At 64.7% G+C, this 19,782-nt stretch carries 11 protein-coding genes; 2 read left to right on the plus strand and 9 right to left on the minus strand.

Features of this window, described 5'->3' with window-relative positions:
* Positions 1-13: 13 nt before the first annotated feature.
* The 4 genes from G6N77_RS10550 to glf are packed head-to-tail and all read right to left on the minus strand — an operon-like array spanning position 14 to position 4,820.
* Positions 14-742, minus strand: a complete 729-nt coding sequence (locus G6N77_RS10550) for an ABC transporter ATP-binding protein (RefSeq protein ID WP_165182125.1) — start codon at positions 740-742, stop codon at positions 14-16.
* A gap of 1 nt (position 743) precedes the next feature.
* Complete coding sequence (locus G6N77_RS10555) at positions 744-1,622, minus strand: ABC transporter permease (RefSeq protein WP_165182126.1); 879 nt, start codon at positions 1,620-1,622, stop codon at positions 744-746.
* 4 nt (positions 1,623-1,626) lie between these two features.
* Positions 1,627-3,639 carry a glycosyltransferase gene (locus G6N77_RS10560; RefSeq protein ID WP_165182127.1) on the minus strand — a complete coding sequence of 671 codons (2,013 nt, stop codon included), beginning with the start codon at positions 3,637-3,639 and terminating at the stop codon, positions 1,627-1,629.
* Positions 3,636-4,820, minus strand: a complete 1,185-nt coding sequence (gene glf, locus G6N77_RS10565) for a UDP-galactopyranose mutase (RefSeq protein ID WP_165182128.1) — start codon at positions 4,818-4,820, stop codon at positions 3,636-3,638. Before glf ends, G6N77_RS10560 begins: the two co-directional genes overlap by 4 nt.
* Before the next feature lie 316 nt (positions 4,821-5,136).
* Between glf and G6N77_RS10570 the strand changes: the two genes are divergently transcribed.
* Positions 5,137-9,666: an FHA domain-containing protein gene (locus tag G6N77_RS10570; RefSeq protein ID WP_165182129.1), complete on the plus strand. Its 4,530-nt coding sequence runs from the start codon at positions 5,137-5,139 to the stop codon at positions 9,664-9,666.
* Positions 9,667-9,681: 15 nt separating this feature from the next.
* On the opposite strand, the gene G6N77_RS10575 is transcribed toward G6N77_RS10570, so the two are convergent.
* A complete protein-coding gene (locus tag G6N77_RS10575) occupies positions 9,682-10,197 on the minus strand; it encodes a hypothetical protein (protein WP_306987056.1) in 516 nt (171 codons plus the stop codon).
* A 233-nt stretch (positions 10,198-10,430) separates the two neighbouring features.
* Here G6N77_RS10575 and G6N77_RS10580 point away from each other — a divergent pair, with 233 nt between their 5' ends.
* A complete protein-coding gene (locus G6N77_RS10580) occupies positions 10,431-10,679 on the plus strand; it encodes a WhiB family transcriptional regulator (RefSeq protein ID WP_038469266.1) in 249 nt (82 codons plus the stop codon).
* 96 nt (positions 10,680-10,775) lie between these two features.
* Here G6N77_RS10580 and G6N77_RS10585 read toward each other — a convergent pair whose 3' ends face one another.
* From G6N77_RS10585 to G6N77_RS10600, 4 genes are all read right to left on the minus strand, one after another.
* Complete coding sequence (locus G6N77_RS10585; RefSeq protein WP_165182130.1) at positions 10,776-12,251, minus strand: sensor histidine kinase; 1,476 nt, start codon at positions 12,249-12,251, stop codon at positions 10,776-10,778.
* Between the two features lie 71 nt (positions 12,252-12,322).
* Positions 12,323-17,203: an NAD-glutamate dehydrogenase gene (locus G6N77_RS10590; protein ID WP_165182131.1), complete on the minus strand. Its 4,881-nt coding sequence runs from the start codon at positions 17,201-17,203 to the stop codon at positions 12,323-12,325.
* 91 nt (positions 17,204-17,294) lie between these two features.
* A complete protein-coding gene (locus G6N77_RS19890; protein ID WP_240901920.1) occupies positions 17,295-18,950 on the minus strand; it encodes a CpaE/TadZ family protein in 1,656 nt (551 codons plus the stop codon).
* Positions 18,947-19,588, minus strand: a complete 642-nt coding sequence (locus tag G6N77_RS10600; protein ID WP_165182132.1) for a hypothetical protein — start codon at positions 19,586-19,588, stop codon at positions 18,947-18,949. Before G6N77_RS10600 ends, G6N77_RS19890 begins: the two co-directional genes overlap by 4 nt.
* Positions 19,589-19,782: the final 194 nt, after the last annotated feature.

Here is a 19,782-nt window from a genome sequence, read left to right on the forward strand (position 1 = left end):
GGCAGGCTGCCTGTTACGCGCCGCGCAATTTTGCAACGGCCTCATGAATTCCACCGTCAAAGGTCACTTCGCCATGGTCAAGCACCACTCCGCGCTCGCAAATACGTGCGACCAGATCCAAGTCATGGCTGACGACTACGAGCGTCCGTCCCTCAGCGGCCAGCTCCTGGATCTTGGCGATGCACTTTTTCTGAAATGGCTCGTCCCCAACAGCAAGGATCTCATCGACAAGAAATACCTCGGGGTTCGTGTGCACGGCCACAGAGAAAGCCAGGCGCAAGTACATGCCGGAAGAATAGAACTTCACCTCGGTGTCAATGAACTGGCCAATCTCCGCAAATTCGATGATCGATTCAAAACGTTCGTCGATCTGTGCTTCCGTCATCCCGAGGATGGCTCCGTTGAGGTAGACGTTGTCCCGGCCGGAAAGGTCGTGGTGGAATCCAGCTCCAACCTCGATCAGGCCCGCCACCTTTCCGCGTGTGCGAACGCTGCCGGTGTCTGGAATCATGACACCTGAAATGTGCTTGAGGAGGGTGGACTTGCCGGACCCGTTGAACCCTAAAAGGGCTACGGTTTCACCTTGCTCCACCATCAAGTCCACGTCCTTGAGGGCGTGGAATTTCTCCGACAAGTCGCCCTTGCGTCCCTTAATGAGCCAGATAAAGGCTTCCTTGAGGGAGCGTGTGTGACGCAGCACAAATTGCTTGCTAATGCCTTGAACTTCAATAGCGGTAGTCATCTTAGAGCTCCTGCGCAAAACGGCCCTCAAGGCGTCGGAAAGTCAGTTGGCCCCAGAGCAGAACAGCAGCGGAAACAACCAAGCCAACGGGGATCCACAGGGACAAAAGGTGGGGCGGGATGCCCGCGGATCCGTCCGTCGTCGGAAGCCAAAACGCATAATGGAAGGTCTCCACGGCGATGGTGATGGGATTGACCTGGTAGATCGAATACCACATTTCGCCCAGCTTGTGCTGAACCATCGTCCAGGAATACATAACCGGTGACGCCCACGTTGCGATCATGAGGAGCATGTCCACAAAGTTCTCTGAGTCCCTGAAGTACACATTTGCCGCACCGAAGAGCAGGCCAAGGCCCGTCGACAACAGTGCCACAATAACAAATCCCGCCACGGCAGCGAGAAGTTGGAGCAGCGACGGGTGCCAGCCTGAAAAGAGGCACGCAACGACCAGGATCAACAGCTGTGGAAAGAAATGGACCGCGGACACCCATACCGAGGCAACGGGGAACAGCTGCCGGGGAAGGTATATCTTTTTTATCAGCCCGCCATTGCCCACGATGGACCGCGATGCGTTCCCCAAGGCTTCGGTAAAGAAGTTGATCAGGATGATGCCGGAGAACAAGTAAATCGCGTAGTTGGCCAGTCCCCCCTTGTTGGTGGAACTTTGCTCCATTCCCAAAAACACGCCAAGGGCCAGGTAAAACACCACAAACTGCACGCCGGGCTTTACATAAGACCAAATAATGCCAAGCACGGAACCGCGGTAACGCACCTTCAATTCCTTGCGTACCAGCAGTTTAAGCAAAAAGCGCTCTCGATAGACGTCTGCCAGTCCGCCGCTGGTGCCCGGACGTACCAGGTCGTCCTTCGTCGATTCCAAGAGTTTAGTTTTCACTTGTTTCGCTATGTTCGGCGAAGGTCTTCTCCCACGCGTCAATGGATGTAATGCCCGCGAGTGCCTGGCGGTATTCCTGCTTCAGGCGCGGCCACTCCCGCAAGACTTCCCCGTGGACCTTGACACTGTCGACGAGCAGCTTGCGGACCAGCTTGGGGTCGCGCTTGTACCAGGACGCCGCACTCCCCTCCGCATTGCTGACAATTGCACTGTCGAACTGGGACATCCGCCACCACTTGTTGTCCTGGTGGGCCACCACGGCCTCAGGGTGCTGCTGGCGTTGCGCGGAGACGGGAGTGGCCACCTGGCGGACCACGTTCTTGGCGAGCCACGGCGCCAGCTTGACCAGCGAAGGAACGGAAAAGCCCTTGCCCCTGCGGGGCAGCTTAGCGATCGCGATGGCGGGAAAGTCGTCCACATCCGGCTTGAACTGTGTCTCGGTATAACCCTTGGCCATTGCCCGGATCTCCGGGAGCCGTGTGGACAGCATCCCGTGCAGGCTGTCGGGGCCCCTTAACAGGTCCCGCAGTGCATCGATCCTGCCCTGAACGGTGTAATACTGCATGGAAATATTGTGTTTGAGATCCAACTTAAGGGAATTCTCCACCAGCCCGCCGCCAAATTCATACGGGCTGTGCAGCAGCGCATAAATGAACCGGTTGCGGGTGTGGAAATACGATTGCCACCCAACCATGTCGTCCTTGTCAATCCACGACACGTGCCAAACCGCGGCACCGGGCAGGGTGACCGTGGGGTAGCCGGCAGCTTTCGCCCTGACACCGTATTCGGCGTCGTCCCACTTGATGAATACCGGCAGGGACAGGCCAATTTCGCGGATGACCTGGGTGGGAATCAGGCACATCCACCAGCCGTTGTAGTCCACATCCACCCGGCGATGCATCCACGCAGTTTCGCGCAGGGTGTCCTGGGCAAAGTTATGGCGCATTTCCTGGTCCGGGTTGGGCTCATCTGGCCCGATGATATAGGGGTTGACCACCTCACCGAAGGTGTGGAGCACATTGCGGTCGTGGAGATCGAACATGTGCCCGCCAACCAGGGTTGGCTTCTTGCAGTAGTCGGCGAAGACCGACAGGCGGGTGATGCTCTCTGGCTCCACCACGACGTCGTCATCGAGCAGCAGGACGTAGTCGCTGGAGTTTTTTACAGCCTCATACATGCCGCGGGCGAACCCGCCGGACCCGCCAAGGTTGTCTTGGTTGATGATACGCAGTTTCCCGCCCAGTGCCCGGGCAACCTCGTCAAAGCCGTCGGCGTCCGCAACCTTCTGGGTCCCCTGGTCCACCACGATGACTTCCTTGACCGCAGTCATGGCCTCGGGATGGGCACCAAGGATTCGCAGGTTGTTGATGCAGAAATCTGTTTTGTTCAACGTTGTGATCTCAACGGTGATGGTTCCGTTGCTACGCGGATCCTGATCCGTCAGCCATTCTGCGCGGTGGACTGACACCGGATCTGCTCCGGCGGTGACGTCAAACCAGTACCAGCCACCGTCGCCGAATGGCGCAAGGGACAAGTCGAACGTGCTTTCCACCGTTCCACTGACCCTGGCGGTCTCCACGTGCTGGAGCGAACCGCGGGCGTTGGACTTGTAGACGGAGACCGTTCCGGCTCCTTCTGTTTGCACGCGCAGCCGAACGGAACGCAACGGCGTCCAGCGGCGCCAGTAGCTTGCCGGGAACGCGTTGAAGTATGTCGAGAAGGACAGGCGCTGGCCGGGACGGGCCGATGTAGCGGTCCGGGACACGACGTCTTCGAAACGCGCGGCGTTGCCGCCCTCAGCAGCACGGGTGGTCTTCTCCCGGCGTTCCCCGCGGACAGTGGTGGGCGATGCCCCGAAGGCACCCGCCGAGGTCCCGGCGTCGAGGTAAAGCGGGAGGGTTTCCTGGTCAGCGTCACCGGGCAGGATGACCCGCTGAAGGGTGCGCCAGTTACGGGACTCTTCCGCCGCCGTCGTGCTTTCAGTCTTCACGTCTACGCTCACGCGTCAACTCCTCCGCTTTGCAGCTTCGCCCCGCCGGTAAAGTGCGGCTTGATCTTGTTGTCAAACATGCTCAGGGCCGAACCGATGGCCATGTGCATGTCAAGGTACTTGTAGGTGCCCAGGCGTCCGCCAAAGAGCACGTCCGATTCCCCGTTGGCGAGGTCGCGGTAGGCCAGCAGCTTCTTGCGGTCGTCGCTGGTGTTGACGGGGTAATACGGCTCGTCGCCCTTCTCGGCAAAGCGGCTGAACTCGCGCATGATGACCGTGGCGTCCTTGGTGTACGTCCGTTCCGGGTGGAAGTGGCGGAACTCGTGGATGCGCGTGTACGCCACGTCCTCATCCGGATAGTTCATGACCGAGCAGCCCTGGAAGTCCTCCACGGGAAGCACTTCCTGCTCCAGGTCGATGGTGCGCCAGGACAAATCGCCCTCAGCATAGTCAAAGTACCTGTCCACGGGGCCCGTGTAGATGACCGGCACCTGCCCCAGGACTGACTTGCGGCTGAATTCGCCGTCGTCGAAGAAGTCGGTGTTCAGCACCACTTCAATGTTCGGGTGGTCCGCCATGCGCTCAATCCAGGCAGTGTAGCCGTCCACCGGCAGGCCCTCGTGGGTGTCGTTGAAGTAGCGGTTGTCATAGTTGTAGCGCACTGGCAGCCGCGAAATGATCGACGCCGGCAGGTCCTTGGGGTCCGTCTGCCACTGCTTGCCCGTGTAGTGCTTGATGAACGCTTCGTACAGCGGGCGGCCAATGAGCTGGATGCCCTTGTCGTTCAGGTTCGACGGGTCGGTGCCCGCCAGCTCGCCGGCCTGTTCCTGGATCAGCGCACGGGCCTCGCCAGGGCCCATGGCCGAGCGGAAGAATTGGTTGATCGTCCCAAGGTTGATCGGCATCTGGTACACCTCGCCCTTGTGGGAGGTGTAAACCTTGTGCTGGTAGTTGGTGAACTGGGTAAAGCGGTTCACGTACTCCCAGACGCGTTCGTTGGAGGTGTGAAAGAGGTGGGCGCCGTAGCGGTGCACCTCGATGCCCGTCTGGGCCTCGTTCTCGCTGTAGGCGTTGCCGCCAATGTGGTGGCGGCGGTCCAGGACGGCCACCTTCAATCCCAGCTCTTTTGCGGCCCGTTCTGCAATGGTCAGGCCAAAGAAACCCGAACCGACGACGACTAGGTCAGCGTTCACAAACTCTCCTGTGTAGTGGTTTACGGGCACGGCGGTGCCACGTCTACCGTTCTAGGTTACCCGACCGTTACCCAATCATTGCTTGCGGGTAGCTATGACCCGGGGCACTTCACAGGCTGATTGCCATGCCCGCAGACCGGTGGTTGCACTGGCCGGAGTGCCATTTGTCCCTCCACAGCCCCTGCCGGGCGGCTGCTTGTTGACAATGCACGACGCCGGCGCTTGCGGACACTTCCGTCCCGCCTAGGCTGAAAATCCAGCAGGCCGGTCCCCGGCCGCGCATTGGCAGCGGTGCACACACAGGAGGTGGTGGGAAATGCAGTTGGAGGTCACCGCTGTGGCTGGACCGGGGATGGCGCCATTTCCGGCGGTGGAGCTGAGCCTGTCTGTCCCTGAGGATGCACCATGGCGCCCGCCTCCGGGCCCTGGGGGCGGGCAGGCTGAGGCCACGGACTCCGTTGGGCAGGCCGAGATGGGCTGCACGCAGCCTGGCAGCACGCAGCCTGGCAGCGGGGCCTGGGAGGCTCTGGCCGCGCGTTGGCCCGGTGCCGGCTTCTCCGTGGCCGGGCGCTCCGTGGCCGCCCTGCGGCCGGGGCACCCTCCGCTGGTGGACGGCGCCGTCGTGGTGGTTCATCCGGGACGCCTGAAACCAGAAGCTTTCTCGCACGGCGGGATGGGGCGTGCATCGGGTGTACGTCCCCATGCCCTGGGCGCGCCGGCACTACTGGCCGTCCGGTCAGGGCCGGCGGCCGGAGCACTGTTCCCGCTGCAACGCGGCAGCTACACGCTGGGGCGGGGGCGTTGCAGGATTCCCATTCCTGATCCCACCCTGTCCCGTTTTCACGGCACCCTGGACGTGGGAGAGTCCGCCATGACATTGACGCCGGCGCATGGCTCCACGGGGTTCAGGGTGGTCCCGGGCTGGGACCGCCGCCCCACGGCGAGCGCAACGCCGGTCAAGGGAGCCGTGGCCGTGCAAGTGGGGGACTTGGTCAGCTGCGGCATGACCGGTTTCGCCATCCTGTTGGACGTTCCCGGGGGCATCCCGCCCGCACCAACGGCAACGCCTGCCACGGCTCGCCCGGAGGCGCGCGGACCCGCCCCGGGAATGCTTGCGCCGGGCACGCCCCTTGCGGGGGCGCCCGGGGCGGGGGAACATGCCACACCGCCAGCCCAACGGCCGGGGCTGCTGGACCCGGGCGTTTTGCAGCCCCTGTCCCTGGATGCTCCCGCCGGAATGTCACGCGGACGCTGGGCCATGGTCGCCGCAGGCCTGCTGCCCCTGGTGGTCGGGGTCCTGTTTGCCTGGCTGACCGGCTCGTGGATGTTTTTGGCCTTTGCGGGCATGGGCGCCGTCACGGTCCTGGTGCCCGTCCTCGGCGGAACCAGGCACCGCCGGGACTTTGCCGCCGCCGTGGCGAATGCCGCCCGGCGAGACGCCGCCCGCCGGATGGCGGCATTCCCGGGCGCCGACGAATACCTGGCCATGGCACAGGCTTCCACTGCCGGGAACCCCGAAGGCGGATCTTTTCCAGCGCCGGGTTTTCCCGCAGCCAGGGGCATCGCCATCCGGTTGGGAACGGCCACCCAAGCCGCCAACCTTGTGTTGTTCCCTGCCAGCCCCGGATTCAATGCGCCCATTGTCAGCGGGCTTCCTGTCGCTGTCCCCCTGCAGGCAGGGGCTACCCACCTCCGTGGCGCTGCCCCTGCGCTGGCACTGCTGCTGAACTTCGTCTTGGTGCAGCTGGATTCCGCCGCAGTGCCCGTGGTGTTGCTTGGAGCCCCTGACCGAGTGCCCTTGTGTGCCCGGTTTCTCCGCAACACATTCCTGGCAACCACCCCTGAATCCGCCATTGAAACTATTCAGGCGTTGTGCCCTCCCGGCATTCCAGCCGAACAGTCGCCGCCCCCTGAACCCACTTCGAATGGAACCGGAGGCGGGCCGCCGTGCGTCCTGGTGGCGGTCGACATGTCCGTCACTGCCGTGGAAGCCGCATGCCCGGGGCTTCGGATAGTAACGTTCACAGGCGGGGTTGGGGCCGGCGTTCCCGCCGCGGCCACCCTGCGCGCGCAGGGGAACTGCGTGGCCGGAACGGCGCATGGGGTGGCGTTTGTCCCGGACGGTGTTCCGGCCCTCCTTTTTGACCGGTACGCCAGGGCCAGGGCCCGCTCCGCAACGGCCGCACCTTCACGGCGGAATTCCCTGGAACCCTGCCAGGTGCCGCCCCTCTCCAAATGCACGCCGGACGGGGTGGCGCGCCAATGGGCCGCCACGACAAACCGCCCGATAGCCCCGGTTCCCATTGGGCAGTCCCCCTCCGGTCCCGAACTCTTTGACTTCACCCGCCACGGCCCGCACCTCTTGGTGGGCGGCACCACCGGCTCGGGAAAATCCGAGTTCCTGCGCACTCTGGTGGGAAGCCTGGCAGCCACCCATTCGCCAGTCGACCTGCAATTCGTTTTTATCGACTTCAAGGGCGGGGCAGGATTGGGCACCATGCAAAAGCTTCCCCACACGACATCCCTGGTTACGGACTTGGATGGCCACGGCATTGCACGCACCATCGCATCACTCCGGGCCGAAATCCACAGGAGGGAGTCCATGCTGGGGCGCGCCGAAGCAGCGGACAGCGACTCCTACCGCTCCGGCCATGCTGGCCGAAACGCGGGGATGGCCCACTTGATGATTGTCGTGGACGAATTCCGGGTGTTGGTGGACCAGTTTCCAGAAGCCATGGCGGAGCTGATGCGAATAGCTGCCGTTGGCCGCTCACTGGGCATCCACCTGGTCATGGCCACCCAGCGCCCGCAGGGTGCCATCAGTGCCGACATCCGCGCCAACGTCACCAGCTCGGTGTGCCTGCGCGTGCAAAGCACTTTTGATTCCCAGGACGTCATCGGATCGGGATCGGCAGCCTCCATCAGCGTTGGAACCCCCGGTCGCGCCTACATCAGCCGGGCAGGCGCCCGTCCCACACAGTTCCAGTGCGCCACCCTTCGCCTTCCTGACGAGGAGTCAGCCATCCGCCCCATGGCCCTCGCAACAGCCGACGCGCTGGCGCAGGGTGCCGGACAGGCCGCCGTCGGGCATGCGGATCGTGGCACTGCTGGCCGTACCCCCGACAGCGACATAGCACCGGTGGCAGCGATGCTGACGGAAGCGTGGGAACTGTATCGAGCGGGGCCCGCCGCCGAAGGCAGGCCGGCGGCCGCACCAGCCGTCGTTGCGCCTGACCTTCCTGCCACAGTGGACGTGACTGGCCTGGCCCCTTCGGCCCCTGCCGGAACTGGCCCGGGCGAGGCCGCCGCGACGGTTGTGTTGCCGGAGGTTGGCGGGCCAGGACTGCTGTTGGGAGTGATGGATGTGCCCGAAGCCCAATCCATTGAGCCCCTCCTCTGGCGCCCTGCCACTCATTCCCATGTGGCATGCGTGGGCACACGGTCGGAATCCTCCGCCGCGGTGCGGCTGCTTGCGGGCCAATTCATCAGGGCACGTTCCACCGAACTCGAACCCATTCCACATTTCTCTTACCTCCTCGACGGCGATGGCTCCCTGCAGGCTTTTGCCGGGGACCCTGCGGTGGGCGCGTACGCCTCTCCCCGCCGGCTTCGCACCGCTGCCCGGCTGCTGGAGCGCCTGGCAGGTTTGGCCGGTTCAGACTCCACCTCCCTGGTGCTGTTCGCCTCCGATTGGGGACGCTGGCTGGCCGGATTCAGGTCGAGCCCCTGGCCATGGGCCGAGGACGAGCTGACCGGATTGGTCCGCCACGGCGCGTGCAACGTCAGCGTGGTCCTTGGCGGTGACCGCGAGCTCCTGACAGCACCGTTCATGGCTTCAATTCCCAACCGGCTGTTCCTCCCGCACCGGGCCAGCACGGAGTCCACGCTTTTGTGGCCCAAGTTGCCGCGGTTTGCACCGCTTCCAGGCCGGGCCGCCGTCTTTGGGCCAATCAATGCCGCGGCGTCAGGAGGGCTGCCCGACGATCCCCACACTGCCCAGCTTGGCACGCCAGCCGCAACGTCCTCCCGCCACCCCCTGCACGCCGGCACCGTCAGTTACCAAGGCAACGTCTCGGAACCATTGTTAGACGCAGCACCGGGCACAAACACGGGACGGACAGGTTCAGGACAGGCTTCCCACCGCGGACAGCTCCCGCCCGAGCCGCCAATTGTGGTTTGCGACCTTCCGGAGGCGCTGACACTGGGCCAGGCCCGTGACACCATGCGCAGGCTGCAGACACAACGATGCAGTGGCAACGGCAGCGACAGTGGCAGCAACAGCCATGGCGGCGCCCCCGGCAACCGCAGCTCGTCACCGGCAACATCCCAGTGCCAGGGCTATGCTTCATTGTTTGTGGGCCTCGGCGGGGACGGCCGCACCCCCATCACCGTGAGAATCCAGGCCGGGACCGTGCTGCCCCTGCTTGGCGGGCCGGGTTCGGGCCGCTCAACCTTTTTGCGGTCCGTCCGCGCCCTCAATGGGCCGGAACTGAACGCCGGGCTGCCCGCGCAGCCGGGGCCGCCCGTTCTGTGGGTGGACGACGCCATCGCCCTGGACCCTGTACCCCTTGCCGAGCTGGGCCGCCAGCTGGACCAGGGGTCAGTGGCCGTGGTTGCCCTTCCCAACCATCTGCCGTCCCTGTCCCGCCTGCCCCTGGAATGGGGGCTGAGGAACATGGAGCACGGCATCATCCTCGGCCCGAAGAGGGCCCTGGACGGAGAAGTGCTGGGCGTGCGCCTGGACACCGCGGGTTCAGAACCCTCCGGACGCGCAGTCCTTGTGGTTCGCGGCAGCGTGGAGTGGTTTCAGTTCCCCTTCGCCGACATTGGCCGGGCCGGGGAGTGAGATGACCGTGTACAACTACAGCACGGGGTGTTCGCCGCCGGTCCGCAACGAGAATGCCACCACCCTGGGCGTGAACAAATAGTAGATGCCAGCCAACGCCGGCAGCAGCAAAAGCACGCCAACAGGAACCGCACCGCCAAATAACGCAGGCATGGCCAGCGCCACCATGAGCAGTTGCCACACGAACGCAGCTGACCTCGTCCAGCGAAAACCCCTGTAGGCGTTGACGGAAACGGCGGCCAGCCCGGTTGCCAGGGCCAGTGTCAACACCACCAGGAACACAGAGCTGGCAAGGGACTGCGGCGGCTGGAAAAACGACCCAATGCCGAGCCAGAGGGCGGCTGCGGCCAGCTCAAGCGCCTCAAGCGCCACGACAGCCGCTATGACCACCACGCCAAGCGGCCGGGGCGGCCGCAAGCCCGATTCTGTGGGGGGCACGGCGCCCTTGGATGGGACGGCTCCCTTGGACGGCACAGGTTCCTGCGGCTCGGGGGCTGGCTGGTTCTGCGGGTTCCGGGGAGGTCTTGACACAAGTGCACCCTACCGGACATAGTCGGGGAACAGCCATGGGCGCCTTGGCGTTTGTGACGCATCGCTCACGTGTGGAGTGCAAATTATGCATCAATACCCCTTGTTTACAAAGAGTTAACATGACACGCTTAACTCAATGACCTAAAGGGGCCGCAGAGGCCCTTTTCTTATGTGGCCAAACGTGAAATATTTCACAAACAGCCTCCCGTTCTAATAAGGAGTGAGTGATCAGCATGGACTGGCGTAGTCGCGCAGCCTGCCTCGACAAGGACCCGGAATTGTTTTTCCCCGTAGGAAACACCGGGCCCGCTTTGTTGCAGATCGAGGAAGCAAAGAGCGTATGCCGTCGTTGCCCAGTCATCGACACCTGCTTGAAGTGGGCCATTGAGTCCGGCCAGGACGCCGGCGTTTGGGGTGGCCTGAGCGAGGACGAACGCCGCGCCATGAAGCGCCGCGCCGCCCGCGCCCGCCGCGCCAGCTAGCCACTCGCGGCCGGCCCGCAGCAGCGGTTGAACATCACGCCAGGGAATTGGTGCGTTTCAACCGCAGCTGCGGGCCGCTTGCTTTAATGGCGCCTTCTAATGCCGGCGTATCAGGGCCATTTCCAGGAACACGGTGGTGCCGCCGCCTTCACGCGGCGTCCACTCAATGGTGCCGCCCAGTTCGCTGGTGACCAAGGTGCGCACAATCTGCAGGCCAAGCCCCTCGGCGATGTGGCCGGCGGGCAAACCCACGCCATCGTCCTCGATCGTGACGGCCAGGGCGTCGTCGCCGGCGCTGTTCTTGTATCTCCTGGCCGTCATCCGGACCGTGCCTTCCCGGTCCTGCAGGCCATGTTCGACGGCGTTTGTCACCAGTTCGTTGATCACCAGTGCCAGCGGGGTGGCAAAGTCGCTGGGCAGCTCGCCGAAAATTCCTTCACGCTCGGTGTGCACCTTCTGGGATGGTGACGCCACCTCGGCGGAGAGCCGGAACTGGCGGTCGATCAACTCATCAAAGTCGACATTTTGGGCCAGTCCCTGGGACAGGGTCTCATGCACCAGGGCGATCGTGGAGACACGGCGCATGGCCTGCTCCAGCCCCTGCCGGCCTTCCTCGCTGTGCATGCGCCGTGACTGCATGCGCAAGAGGGCCGCGACGGTCTGCAAGTTGTTTTTTACACGGTGGTGGATCTCACGGATGGTGGCATCCTTGGTCACCAGCTCCTGTTCCCGGCGCCGCAACTCGGACACGTCGCGGCAGAGCACCAGGGCGCCAAACCGCTCGGTGGCATCACGCAACGGGATGGCCCGCAGTGACAGGCTCACGCCGCGCGATTCGATTTCCGTCCGCCACGGCATGCGCCCCGTTACCACCAGCGGCAGCGTCTCGTCCACCATCCGCCGGTCCTTGAGCAGCCCGGTGGTGACTTCCGCCAGGGAGCGGCCCTCCAGGGATTCCCCGTCCCCCAGGCGCCGGAAGGCCGATACCCCGTTGGGGCTGGCATACTGGACGATTCCGTCCACATCCAGCCGCAGCACGCCGTCGCCCACACGCGGCGCACCGCGGCGGGACCCGGTGGGCGAGGCAAAGTCGGGCCACAGCCCGAGCGTGGCCATCTTCAGCAGGTCATAGGCGCACTGTCGGTAGGTCAGCTCCAGGCGTGAGGGCATCCGCGAGCTGGAGAGGTCCATGTGCGTGGTGATCACGGCCAGGGTGCGGCCGTTGCGGACCATGGGGATGGCCTCCACCCGCATGGCCATGTCGGCATTCCAGATGCTGGTTTCAGTGGATCGCTCTATGTTTTGGCTCCGCCAGGCGGAATTGACCAGGGGCTCCAGTTCAGGGCGGATGCTTTCGCCCACAAAGTCGGTGTGGAACATGGTGTGGCTGGTCGACGGGCGCACGTGCGCCAGCGCCACGTACCCCTTCCGGGGGTGTGGGAACCAGAGGGCCAGGTCGGCAAAGGCAAGATCGGCAATGAGCTGCCAGTCCCCCACCAGAAGGTGCAGCCATTCGGCATCCCCCGGCCCAAAATCAGCACCCTCCCTGATCATGTCGGCAAAGATGGCCACCTGCGGCTCCTCCTGTATTGGTTGCCGGTGCCCGCACCCCTTGTGGGACGCGGGCACCGGCCGTTTAGTTGCTAGCGCCGAACGATCGAACGCAAGAGCCTCAATGCTACCGACAAGGAGGCCATGTCGTCCTGCTCAAGCTCATTCACCTCGGCAAACATCTTGGTGGCACGCGTGAGCTGTTCCTTGTTCTGCGCCTCCCAGCCTTCGATGCGTGCCATGGTGCCCGTCCCGTTTTCCGTGCTGTGCAGGACGTTGCTGGCCATGTCCGCCGTGGTGGCGTAGAGGTCATCACGCAGGGCGGCGCGGGCCAGTGCCTGCCAGCGGTCATTGCGTGGCAGTGCCGTAATCCGCTCCAGCAGGGCATCCACGCCGTAGCGGTTGTACAGCGCGTAGTACACGCTGGCCACGTCCTCCACCGGTTCGTCCACGCTGGCACTGACCTTGGCCACATCCAGCAGGGGGAATGTTTCGAACAGTTCCGCCCACTGCAGCCCGAGGGCGTCGGGCATGTTGAACGACTTGGCACGGTCGCGCCACAACTGCACGCGGTCCACGTCCACGCCCTGGAAGAAGTCCCCCATGCGGGCCCCCAGCGAGGAGACAACAGGCTTGAACTGGCCAATCACCTCGGCGATGGTGCGCTGTCCCGTGCTCTCGTTGACCAGCCACCGCAGTGCACGGTCCAGCAGCCGGCGCATGTCCAGCTGCACCGTGCACCACTGCTCCGTGGGGAACGACGGCGGCAACTCGCGCAGCGCCGCAGTCATGGCGTCGAAGTCGTAGATTTCGTGCAGGGCCACGAACGCCTTGGCAATTGCCACTTCGTCGGCGGAGGACTCCTCCATGGCGCGGAAGGCAAACGTGATCCCGCCCAGGTTCACCATGTCATTGGCCACCACGGTGGCAATGATTTCCCGTCGCAGGGGGTGGGTGTCCAGTTCGGCGTCAAAGCGTTCGGCCACCTGGGCCGGGAAGTACCGGCGCAGCGTCGACTTGAACCACGGATCATCTGCCAGGTCGCTGTCGCTGAGCGCCGTGGCCAGTTCCATCTTGGCGTAGGCGGCCAGCACGGCCAGCTCCGGCGAGGTGAGTCCCTGGCCGCCCAGGAGGCGCTCGTGAAGCTCCTCGTTGGTGGGCAGCGCCTCGATGGCCCTGTCCAGCTCGCCGTGCTTTTCCAGCCAGTCCATGAAGCGTTCGTAGCTGGGGCTCCACTCCACCACGCGCTGGCGGTCGTTGAGCAGCAGCACGTTCTGGTCGATGTTGTCCTCAAGCACCAGGTGCCCGATTTCCTCGGTCATGGACATCAGGAAGGCTGCGCGCTCGTTGGTGTCAAGCTTGCCGGCCGCCACCATGCGGTCCACGAAGATCTTGATGTTCACCTCATGGTCGGAACAGTCAACACCCGCTGAGTTGTCAATGGCGTCGGTGTTCAGAATCACCCCGTGCAGGGCGGCCTCCACGCGGCCGTGCTGGGTCATGCCCAGGTTTCCGCCTTCACCCACCACCTTGACCCGCAGGTCCCGGCCGTCCACACGGATGGCGTCATTGGCCTTGTCGCCCACTTCGGCGTTGCTTTCCGTGCTGGCCTTGATGTACGTGCCGATTCCGCCGTTGTAAAGCAGGTCGGTGGGGGCCAGCAGCACGGCCCGCAGCAGTTCCGGCGGGCTCAGCTTGACGGTTCCCTCGGGCAGCCCCAGCACCACCCTGACCTGTTCGGAGACGGGTATCGACTTGAGCGTGCGGGAGTAGACGCCGCCGCCTTCACTGATCAGTTCCTTGTTGTAGTCCTGCCATGATGACCGCGGCAGGTCATAAAGGCGCTGGCGCTCGTCAAAGGCAGCGCCCGGTTCCGGGTTCGGGTCCAGGAAGATGTCCCGGTGGTCAAAGGCGGCCACAAGGTGAACGTGGCGGGTCCGCAGCAGGCCGTTGCCAAAAACGTCGCCCGACATGTCGCCAATCCCCACTGCCGTGAACTCCTCGGCCTGGGTGTCGACGTCGAACTCGCTGAAGTGGCGCTTGACGGATTCCCAGGCACCTCGGGCCGTGATGCCCATCTCCTTGTGGTCGTAGCCGACGGAGCCGCCGGAGGCGAAAGCATCGCCCAGCCAGAAGCCGTACTCTGCCGAAATGGCGTTGGCCGTGTCGGAGAACGACGCCGTCCCCTTGTCCGCGGCCACCACCAGGTACGTGTCGTCCGAGTCATGCCGGACCACGTTCTCCGGCGGCACCACCACTTCGCCGTCGGCCGTGGCCACGAGGTTGTCGGTGACGTCGAGGAGGCCGCGGATGAAGGTCTTGTAGCTTTCCTTGCCTTCAGTGATCCAGGCGCCCCTGTCAACGGCCGGGTTGGGCAGCTGCTTGGGGAAGAAGCCGCCCTTTGCGCCCGTCGGGACGATGACGGCGTTCTTGACGGTCTGGGCCTTGACCAGGCCCAGGACCTCGGTGCGGAAATCCTCGCGGCGGTCCGACCAGCGCAGGCCGCCTCGGGCCACCTTGCCAAAGCGAAGGTGGACGCCTTCAACGCGCGGGGAATATACCCAGATTTCAAACATGGGGCGTGGGAACGGCAAACCGTCGATCCCCGCGGGGTCAAGTTTGAGGCTGAGGAAGTCACGGCCGCGGTAGTAGTTGGTGCGCAGTGTCGATTCAAGTAGGTTGGCGATGGTGCGCAGGACACGGTCGGCATCCAGCGTGGGCACCTTTTCCAGGGCGTCCAGGAGGCGTCCGCGGACCTCGTCGAGACGATCGACGCGGGTCTCTTCCGGAACCGCCGGGTTGAAGCGGGTCTCAAACAATTCCACCAGCGCCCGCGTGACGGCGACGTTGTGGAGCAGGGTGTCGGCAATGAAGCCGAACGAGTTGGTGTTTCCCATCTGGCGCAGGTACTTGGCGTAGGCGCGAAGAATCACGATCTGGCGCCAGTCCATGCCCTCGGTCAGGACCAGCCGGTCAAAGAGGTCGGATTCGCTGGCTCCCGTCGTGGCTGCCCCGAACGCGTCAGTCAGCAGGCTGGCCGTGGCGAGCGGGTCCACGCCGGCCGGGTACTTCAGGCCCAGGTCGTAGAGGAAGAAGTCGCGCTTGTCCGCCGTCTCGATCTCAAACGGGCGTTCGTCAATGACTTCAATGCCGAGGTTGTGGAAGAACGGCAGGATGTTGCTCAGGCTCTGTGGGTGCGCCATGTACAGCTTGACGCGGGCGTCGCCGTCGCGTCCGTCCTGGGAGGTGGCAGGCACGTAGACGTGCATGCCGGGCGCGCACTTGTCCGGGCCGGTCCCGGCCTCGACCACCAACTTGTAGTTGCTGTCAAAGTCCTCAAAGCGTGCAATGTCCTCGAGGGCGTCCTCCACCTCAAAGTCCACGCGGTAGCTGGCCGGGAAGGCGTCGGCCCACTTGGCGGCCAGCGGCTCGGCAGCATCCAGTGGATAGGTGTCCCGAAGCACCTGGGCAATGCCCTCAGGCCAGGACCGGGCGGCCATGACAAGGCGCTGCTCCAGCTCTGCGGTCTGGAGGTCCTCCGGGACAAAGTAGTCCTTGGGCAGCCGGATACGGAAGAACAGGCGGGCCAGCGCCGACTCGCTCATGCGGGCTTCAAAGTCGATGGAGACGGCGTTGAAGGTGCGGGTGAGTTCATCCTCAATGCGGCGGCGGACGGCCGTGGTGTAGCGGTCGCGGGGGATGTAGATCAGGGCCGACATGAAGCGGCCGTAAATGTCCGGACGCAGGAAAAGGCGGGTGCGGCGGCGTTCTGCCAGGCGCAGGATTCCGTTGGCGGTTTCAATAAGGTCCTGGACCTCAATCTGGAACAGTTCGTCGCGGGGATAGGTTTCCAGCACGGCGAACAGGTCCTTGCCGGAGTGGGAGTCCGGGGGGAAGCCAAAGTGGCGCAGGACGGCGTCGACCTTTTCACGCACCACGGGAATGTTGCGCACCGATCCGGTGTACACGGCCGAGGAGAACAGGCCGATGAAGCGCTGCTCGCCGTTGACGTTGCCTTGGGAGTCGAAGGACTTGATGCCGATGTAGTCCAGGTAGGCGGCGCGGTGCACCGTGGAACGGGAGTTGGCCTTGGTGATGACCAGGACGCGCTTTTCGCGCGCCTTGCGCTGGCCGGTGGTGGTCAGGTGCTGCACGGTCGGGTGGCTGGAGCCGTCGCGCAGCAAGCCCAGGCCGCTGCCTTCGCGGTTGACCAGCACGTCTTCGCCGTCCTGCTTGACCAGGTCGTATTCCCGGTAGCCGAGGAATGTGAAGTTGTCGGCGTCCATCCAGTGCAACAGGTCCTCGGCCTCGCGGATGTCGTTCAGCGACTCCCCTGCCAGCTCGGTGGCCAGCACTTCGGCCCGGCTCAGCGCCTTTTCGCGCATGACGGGCCAGTCTTCGACGGCGGCGCGGACGTTGGCCAGGACCTTTTCCAGCCCTGCCACCAGGGCGGCCTTTTCGGCGTCGCCGGCCTTGGCAATCTCGACGGCGATCCAGGACTCGAGGTGGGCGGCGTTGTCACCTTCGGCAATCAGGTGCGCGATGCTGGGGAGCGTGGACGTGTCCCCGCTGGCCACGCCTGCGTGGGACGGCACCTTGCTGACCCCGGCCAGGGAGTGGTCCTTCTTGTTCCGCGAGACCACGAACATGGGGTGGGTCACCAGGCGGATGGCGTGGTTCAGGTGCACCAGTTCGGCGTTGACGGAGTCAACCAGGAACGGCATGTCGTCTGTAACGATGTACACCATGCTGGCGTCGCGCTCGTCCAGCACCTCAACTTTGACGGTTCCAGGGGCGCGCCCCTGGGCAAGCTCGCGGTGCGTCAAGGCCCGGGCGTCAAGGACGGCAGGATCGTAGGCAGCGGTGTCCTCATCGGACAATTGCACATAGTAATCGGTGATGAACTGCCGGTCACCGGGGCTCAACCGGGAAGGGTCTTGTAAAGACTCGGTCGTGGGTGAGTTAGACGACATAAAAAACGCCTCCGTCAAAGAAGAAAAGGCCGCTTCTTTGCGGCCTCACACAGAGCCTAGCCCGGATTTCCGGGCCCCGCTGTGGCGATTGTTACAGTGCTTTGCGAATCTGTTGGACGTGTGCACAAGAGAGCTTTTGGATGGCCTGCCGCAGCGGCGAGTCCGGGGACACCTCCAGCAGCAGCCGCCCCTCCAGCAACGCCTTGTCAGTGGTCTCGGCATCCCAGGGCAGGAAGTGGCCGATGGGCTGCTGCGGGCCAAACCGCTCCCAGGCCTGTTCCAGGGCCTTGGCAGGGGAACCGCCCACGGCCTTGCGCCGCACCTTGTTCAGGACGACGTGGACATTGGCGCCCGGTGGTCCACCGGGGCCTTCGGCCAGCTCCGCAAGTGCCCGGATCAACCGGGGAATGCCAATGGCGTCGCCACTGCCCACGGCATAAATGGTGTCCGCCCGGGCCAGAACTGCCAAGGTGGCCGCATTGCGGCGGGGAGCAACCGTGTCGTAGCTCAGTTCCTCATCGGTCTCGAGGCAAAACCCGCAGTCGACCACCACCGCGTCCACCACCTCAAGTGCATTGATCAGCACCCGTTCGACGGCGGCAGCCCTCAGCTCCGGCCACCTGTCGGCCCGGGTAAGGCCTGTCAGCAGCAAAAACGTGCCTCCGGCGAAGACCACCTCGGTGCAAATCTTGGACAGGCTCGCAGGGGTCAGCACCCCCTGGTCGGCAACGCGGCAGGCCTGCGCAAAGGAGGCGGACTCGTCCAACAGGCCCAGGCTGCCGGCCACGGAGGCACCGTAGCTGTCGGCATCCACCACCAGTACGCGGCGCCCCTGGGCCGCGAGTTCCGCAGCCAGGTTGAGAGCCAAGGTGGTTCGGCCCGGTGAGCCAATGGGCCCCCAAACGGCAATGGCCTCGGGCCGGGCCGGCACCCCGAGTCCGGCAGGGTCCTCGGCAGCCACTTTTCGTCCCGGCGCTCCCTGTCCCGGGGAGTGGCCTGGTTTGGGCGGGCGGTCCTGTCCGCGAGGGTGTCGCGCCAGCTTGTTCAGCCGGGACGGACCACTTCCGGGCCGTGCCATCCCCCGGAGCACGGCGAAGCCCTTGGTCCGCTTCCGGCCAGGCACGACGGCGGCCGATTCGCCCTCCCCCGCAACCGGAAGTTCCTTCCCCGTGAACGCCCGCCGGCCGGAGATTCCCTGCGATGTCGGGCCCTGGTCGGCACCCACGGCGGAGGCACCTGCTTCTGAACCACCAGCACGCCCGGACGGGACAGCGCCGCCCCGGGAGCCGGCGTCGTACCCGGTGGAACTCCCACCATTGCCGGGCGGCCTGGCGGCCAACGCAGGCGCGTCGGCGTCTGCAGCGAGGGGAACGCTGAAGGCGGCCGACCGTGGATAACTGCGCGCCCTGACTGCTGCCAGCACGGCGTCGACCACGGCATGGGCCGTCACATCCCCCGTGACTGGCGAGGCGCCAATTCCGCGGAGCCGGCCGGCCTCTTCAGGCGTGCCCGCTACGGCAACCACTCCCACCCCCACTGCCGTCAGGCGGTCCACCAAGGTTGCCGTGAGTCCCTCGGAGCCCTCCGCAACCACTGCCACCTTGGCCATCCCGCTCTGACAGGCCGCCAGCAGGCCGGCCAATTCGGGGCAGCGGCGCACCACGGCGACGGCACCGCGCTGGCCCTCCAAGGCGTCTATGGCGTGCCCGCCGGTGTCCCCCACCGTCACGACAGGCACGGCGTTCATTTCCCGGCTCCCGGGTTCCACACAACGGCCACCTTGGCCTTGTTGGCCACAGCGCCCAGTATCCGCGGCATCTGTGCGTCACTGACCAGCACCAGCAGCTGCGTGGTCTTCCCGGAACCCAGGCCGCCGGAGGCCGTGTTCAGGGCCGCCACCTCAGTCCCCGGCAGCATCAGCACCGGCTCGTGGTAACCGTTGTGCTCGTCGGGCAGGGCCACCCAAACGTCCACGTGCGAACCCACGCCCACTTCCTTTGGCAAGGGCTCGGCCACCGTCAGGGAGGCTGGCTTGCGGTCAAGGGCATCAGTGCCGCCAATGCTGGAAACGGGCACCAGCTCCCCCTTCGGGACCAGGCGGACGGCCACGGCGTGGGACGGGAGCTGGTTTTCCGGGTTGAGGTATTTTGCATCCACGTCGCCCAGCCTGACCTGGACCACGCCAAAGGATTCCGGTCCCACGCTTTGCCCCACCACGAGCGAGTCCCGCGCCACAAACATGGGCACTGTCTTGTCCGCCCCACCCACCAGGGCCACGACGGAGGCCACGGACGCCAACACCAGCAGCACCCCCACCAACAGCCGTGGATCCTTCCACGACGGCCTGCCCAGCCGCGGCGCCTCCGCCTGTCCATCCATGCCCATGGCCCCCTCCCAGCAACAAGGGCCCACCTGCAACAACGCCCCCAGGCGCATGTCAGCGGCAAGGCGCTTGCCCCGACGCGGAGTGGACCGCAGTGCTTCATTCTTACCGTCAATCCGTCCCCCGGGATAGCCCCAAACACCAAATGGCGTAATTCTGTGGATAAACCGGGAATTGCGTTTTGGTGCTTGACGAG

It is taken from the genome of Arthrobacter silviterrae (assembly GCF_011045165.1).
GTDB lineage: Bacteria > Actinomycetota > Actinomycetes > Actinomycetales > Micrococcaceae > Specibacter > Specibacter silviterrae.

Excerpts from the sequence above, each read along its gene's own strand:
- G6N77_RS10550 (WP_165182125.1), bottom strand. The coding sequence starts at position 742 with ATGACTACCGCTATTGAAGTTCAAGGCATTAGCAAGCAATTTGTGCTG.
- G6N77_RS10570 (WP_165182129.1), top strand. The coding sequence starts at position 5,137 with ATGCAGTTGGAGGTCACCGCTGTGGCTGGACCGGGGATGGCGCCATTT.
- G6N77_RS10580 (WP_038469266.1), top strand. The coding sequence starts at position 10,431 with ATGGACTGGCGTAGTCGCGCAGCCTGCCTCGACAAGGACCCGGAATTG.
- G6N77_RS10590 (WP_165182131.1), bottom strand. The coding sequence starts at position 17,203 with ATGTCGTCTAACTCACCCACGACCGAGTCTTTACAAGACCCTTCCCGG.
- G6N77_RS19890 (WP_240901920.1), bottom strand. The coding sequence starts at position 18,950 with ATGAACGCCGTGCCTGTCGTGACGGTGGGGGACACCGGCGGGCACGCC.
- G6N77_RS10600 (WP_165182132.1), bottom strand. The coding sequence starts at position 19,588 with ATGGGCATGGATGGACAGGCGGAGGCGCCGCGGCTGGGCAGGCCGTCG.